Raw genomic sequence first — 4,484 nt, 5'->3', positions numbered from 1 at the left:
GCGCTAGAGCAGCAGCTGCAGCACCTGGTGCTGGAAGAACATCACGACCACCCCGAACACCGTGTGGCCGATCAGGAACGACAACAACAGCGGGAACGGATCCCGGAACCGCTCGAGGGGGTGGAAGTCGGTCACGACGAAGCTGGTGACGAGCGACATGAAGATCCCCTGCCCGAACCCACCGACCAGCCCGAGGAACGGGAAGAACAGGTCGATGGTCGTCGGGGCGCCCGGGAAGATGACGTACGGCACGCCGCGGAAGGCGCCCACCTCGGTCATGAACATCAACACGAAGGCGCCGTAGAAGGCGGCGAACGCCACCCCACCCGCCGTGAGCAGCACCATCCCGATGAGGCGCGAGCGGTCGTTCGCCTCGCGCGTCCAGATCGACCCGATCGACGCGAGGGTGTCGTAGTGGACGCCGTTCCAGAGGAGCGGCAGGTACAAGAACAGCACCATGACGGCGGTCCCGACGACGCCGGTGAGGACCGAGGAGAGGGCGAGGGACGTCAGCACGGCAACCCCTTTCCGCTACCAGAGCCGCTGGGGCGGCAAGCCCACCTGGTTCAGGAGCATGTCGACCAACGTCGGGAGGTAGGCGACCGCGACCAGCAACGCCGCCAGCGCGAACCACCCCCACACGTTGTCGAGGACCTTGAGGACGCCGACGCTTCGCAACTCGACGGCGTTCCCGAACGGAATGGCGGGGCGCTCGTCCTCGCGCAGGCGCCCGCGGGCGAAGAGCGTCCCGAAGAGGACGGTGAAGTACAACACGATGGCGACGAGCAGGATGACGCCGCTCACGCCGGTGACGACCTGCGGGACGACCGCGTCGGCGTACGTGCCCTCCGGCGCGGCGCTCACGAGGGCGCGGCGCGGCACGGCGTACAGCCCCTGCCAGTGCATCCCGAGGCCGAACACCATCATCCCGACGAACCACGTCCACGCCGACGCGAGCGCCATGCGGGGCGCGAACAGCCGCTTGCCGGTCAGGTGCGGCACCCACCAGAAGGTCATGCCCATGAACGTCAGCGTCACCGCGGTCCCGACCGTCAGGTGGAAGTGCCCGGGGATCCAGGCGGTGTTGTGCACCAACATGTTGAGGTTGAAGCTGGCGTTCACGATGCCGCCCGCGCCCCCGAAGATGAACGAGATCATCGCCAGGATCTGCGCGGCGAACGACGCGTCGCGCCAGGGGAGCTTGCCGATCCACCCGAACACGCCCGTCCCGCCGGCCCGCTTGCCGCCCACCTCGAGGCTGGCCGCGACCGTGAAGGCGGTGATGAGGCTGGGGATGCCGACGAACATCGTCAGCAGCGAGTGCACCATCTTCCAGCCCGCGCTGATGCCGGGGTCGGCGAACTGGTGGTGGAAGCCGACCGGCGTGCTGAAGATCAGGAACATCAGGAACGCCAGGCGGGTCAGCGAGTCCGACACCAGCTCCCCGCCCGCCTGTTTGGGCATGAAGCCGTACCAGGAGATGTAGGCCGGCAGCAGCCAGTAGTAGACGATCGGGTGCCCCGTCCACCAGAACAACGTGCGCGCGAGGGTCGGGTCGACCCCCTGGATGAGGCCCAGCGACCAGGGCAACAGGAACACGACGACCTCGACGACGATGCCGATCGACGCCAGCAGCCACATCGCGTTCGTCATGATCGCCATGTACGTCACGATCGGCGTGACCTTGCCGGGGTTCGCGCGGCGCCACACCATCCGCATGCGGAACGTCTCGACCGCCACCAGCAGGCTGGCGACGACGACCAACGCGAGCCCCAGGTAGAAGCCCCAATGCCCCGCGAGCGGCGGGTAGAAGGTGTAGAGGACGTTGCTGGTGTTGCTCAGGATCGCGACGCCGGCCATCACCAGGCCGCCGGTCATCAGGCCGTAGATCGTCCAGACGAAGCGGAGGTTCATCGCGACGCCCATCTCGCGCGCCGGGAAGTAGAGCAGGATCGCCGCGTTCAGGTACGTGGTGAACACCAACGCGTTGAGGACGCCGTGCAGCGTGAGGCCCTGGTAGTACGACTGCAGCCAGGGCAGGTGCTGGTACAGGTTCACGCCGGCGTAGTTCAGCGCCTGCAGCGGCCCGAGCAGGGCCCCGACCAACAGCGCGGCGAAGCCGGTGATCAGGAACGCGAAGGTCACGCGACGCTCGGGGTGCGCCGTCGCGACCGAGGCGGGGGTGGCGGTGACGGTCGTCATGGCGTCCTCCGTTCGTACACGTCGTCCGCGCCGAGCTCCTGCCCGCGCGCCGCGGCGTAGTCGTCGGGCGCGTACGGTTCGAACGTCTCCGGCAGCGCCCCGTCGTCCCAGGCCGTGACGACGTAGTTCGTGACGGCCGCGAGTTCCTCGTCGCTCAGGTTGGCCCAGGCGGGCATCACGCCGGCGTAGGTCTGCCCGTCGACCTCGATCTCGCCCTGCAGGCCGTACAGCATCACCAGCGGCAGGTAGTCGCGCCCCTGCTCCGCGACGAGGCGGGCGGCGTGCCCCGCGACCGGCGGGAAGGCGCCCGGCAGGCCGCTGCCGTCCGCCTGGTGGCACGACGCGCAGTTCGCGGCGTACACCTGTGCGCCGTCGACGGCGCCGTCCGCCTGCGCCATGGCGTCCTCGCCGCCCACGTCCGCCATCGCGCCGGCGGCGGTCGCCTCGTTCCACTGCGAGGCGGGCACCACCTCGACCGCCCCCAACATCGTGTGGTGCCCGATGCCGCAGTACTGGTTGCAGCTGATGCGGTAGGTGCCGGGCTCGTCGAACGTGTAGATCAGGCGCGAGATCTCGCCCGGGATCAGCTCGACGTTGATGTTGGTGCGTTCGATCTGGTAGCCGTGCAGCACGTCGCGGGCGGTGAGGAAGAACTCGACCTCCGCGCCGACCGGGACGCGCACCACCTCGGGTTGGAAGACGAACGCCTGCGCGACGGTGGTGACCTGGACCTTGCCGGGCGCCAACTGCCGGACGCCGGGCTCGAGGAACACCTCCTGCTGCAGGATCTGTTGCGGGGTGGACTTCGCGGTGCGTTGCGCGATGTGCGCCCCCTCGGTCGCCAGGTTGTAGGCGATCAACAGCACGAACGTGAGCGACATGAGGCCGGACACCGCCAGCCAGCGCCGCTCCCAGCGGGCGATCTGTTCGTGTTCGCGGTGCTCCACCTCAGCCGCTCCAGGCGAGGTTCAAGAAGTACATTCCGAACCAGAACACGAGGATGGTGGCGGCGAGGAACACCGTGACGGCGATCGCGCCGGACGGCGTCGCGTCCGGCGCGTCGTTCGGCGTCGCGGCGTCGGGCGTCGCCTCCACGGGCGACGCCTCGTCCGGCGCGGCGGCGGACGGTTCGGGGGCGGGACGTTCGTTCACGGGACGGGGACCTCCGGGGTGGGGAATGCAGGACCGATGCGGACGCGCGGCGTCCGATGTGTAGGGTGTAGCACAATCGCGGCACGATTGGCGACCCATCGTTCCGCCCCGGGCGGCTACCCTGCCCCCATGACGCCGCCCTCCGACCCCCCGTCCGACGCCCCATCCGCCCGCCCCCGCATGATCGTCGCCGGCGGCACCGGCCTCGTCGGGCGCCGCCTCGTGGCGGCGGCGAAGGACGCCTGGGACGTCGTCGTCCTCACCCGCACGGTCACCGGCACGGAGCCCGAGGGCGCCCGCGCGGTCGCCTGGACGCCGACCGCCGCCCGCGACGGCGACGAGGCGCACCTCACCGCCCTCGCGCAGCTGCTGTCCGGCGCGGACGTCGTCGTGAACCTCGCCGGCGCCAGCATCGCCGGCGGCCGGTTCGACGCGGCGCACAAGCGCCGCATCCTCGACTCGCGCGTCGACGCCACCACCACCCTCGCGACCGCCGTGCTCCGCGCCGCGTCGCCCCCGCGCACCCTCTTCCAGACGTCCGCGTCGGGGATCCACGGCGACCGCGGCGACGAGGTCCTCGACGAGACCTCTCCGCCCCACCCCGACGACGTCCTCGCCGACGTCGGGGTCGCGTGGGAGGAGGCCGCCCGGCCCGTGGAGGCGGTGACGCGCCTCGTGATCGGTCGGATCGGGATCGTGTTCGCCCCCGAAGCGAAGGCGTGGCGGCAGATGCTGCTGCCGATCCGCGCGTTCGTGGGTGGGCCGCTGGGCTCGGGGCGGCAGTGGTGGCCGTGGATCCACGCCGAGGACCTGATCCGCGCGATCCTCTTCCTCGTCGGGCCGCCCGGTGGGGCGGCGGAGGGCGACGCGGACCTCCCCCCGGCGGGCGTGTACGCCCTCACCGCCCCCGAACCGGCGCGCCAGATCGACGTCGCGCGCGCCGCCGCGACGCGGTTGCGGCGGCCGGCGTTCGTCCCGGCGCCCGCCTTCGCGCTCCGGCTGGCGTTGGGCGGCGTCGCCGACCACCTGCTGCTGTCCAGCACGCACCTGCGCCCCGCCCGCCTCCAGGCGGAGGGGTTCGCGTTCCACTACCCCACGATCGACGACGCCGCCGACGCGCTCCTGAAGAC

General features: G+C 70.9%; 5 protein-coding genes. 1 reads left to right on the top strand and 4 read right to left on the bottom strand.

Going from position 1 to position 4,484, the window contains the following annotated elements:
• Nucleotides 1–3: 3 nt before the first annotated feature.
• From RI554_10565 to RI554_10550, 4 genes are read right to left on the bottom strand one after another with little or no spacing between them, the layout of a single operon-like run.
• Nucleotides 4–516 carry a hypothetical protein gene (locus tag RI554_10565; GenBank protein ID MDR9392458.1) on the bottom strand — a complete coding sequence of 171 codons (513 nt, stop codon included), beginning with the start codon at nt 514–516 and terminating at the stop codon, nt 4–6.
• Nucleotides 517–531: 15 nt separating this feature from the next.
• Nucleotides 532–2,202, bottom strand: coding sequence for a cbb3-type cytochrome c oxidase subunit I (locus RI554_10560; protein MDR9392457.1), 1,671 nt, complete (start codon nt 2,200–2,202; stop codon nt 532–534).
• The gene (locus RI554_10555) at nt 2,199–3,149 is read right to left on the bottom strand and encodes a c-type cytochrome (GenBank protein ID MDR9392456.1); all 951 of its coding nucleotides are present in this window, start codon (nt 3,147–3,149) and stop codon (nt 2,199–2,201) included. The genes RI554_10560 and RI554_10555 overlap by 4 nt, the downstream gene beginning before the upstream one ends.
• 1 nt (nt 3,150) lies before the next feature.
• Nucleotides 3,151–3,354 (bottom strand): cytochrome c oxidase subunit 2A, encoded by a 204-nt coding sequence (locus RI554_10550; protein ID MDR9392455.1) that lies wholly within the window; start codon nt 3,352–3,354, stop codon nt 3,151–3,153.
• A gap of 129 nt (nt 3,355–3,483) precedes the next feature.
• Here RI554_10550 and RI554_10545 point away from each other — a divergent pair.
• The coding region (locus RI554_10545) for a TIGR01777 family oxidoreductase (protein ID MDR9392454.1) at nt 3,484–4,484 on the top strand (1,001 nt) is incomplete at its 3' end.

This window comes from Trueperaceae bacterium, from assembly GCA_031581195.1.
Classification (GTDB): domain Bacteria; phylum Deinococcota; class Deinococci; order Deinococcales; family Trueperaceae; genus SLSQ01.
The sequence above is the reverse complement of the archived record's forward strand: the minus strand, read 5'-3'. Positions and strand labels throughout refer to the sequence as shown.

Coding starts and splice junctions, on each gene's coding strand:
- RI554_10560 (MDR9392457.1), bottom strand. CDS start 2,202: ATGACGACCGTCACCGCCACCCCCGCCTCGGTCGCGACGGCGCACCCC.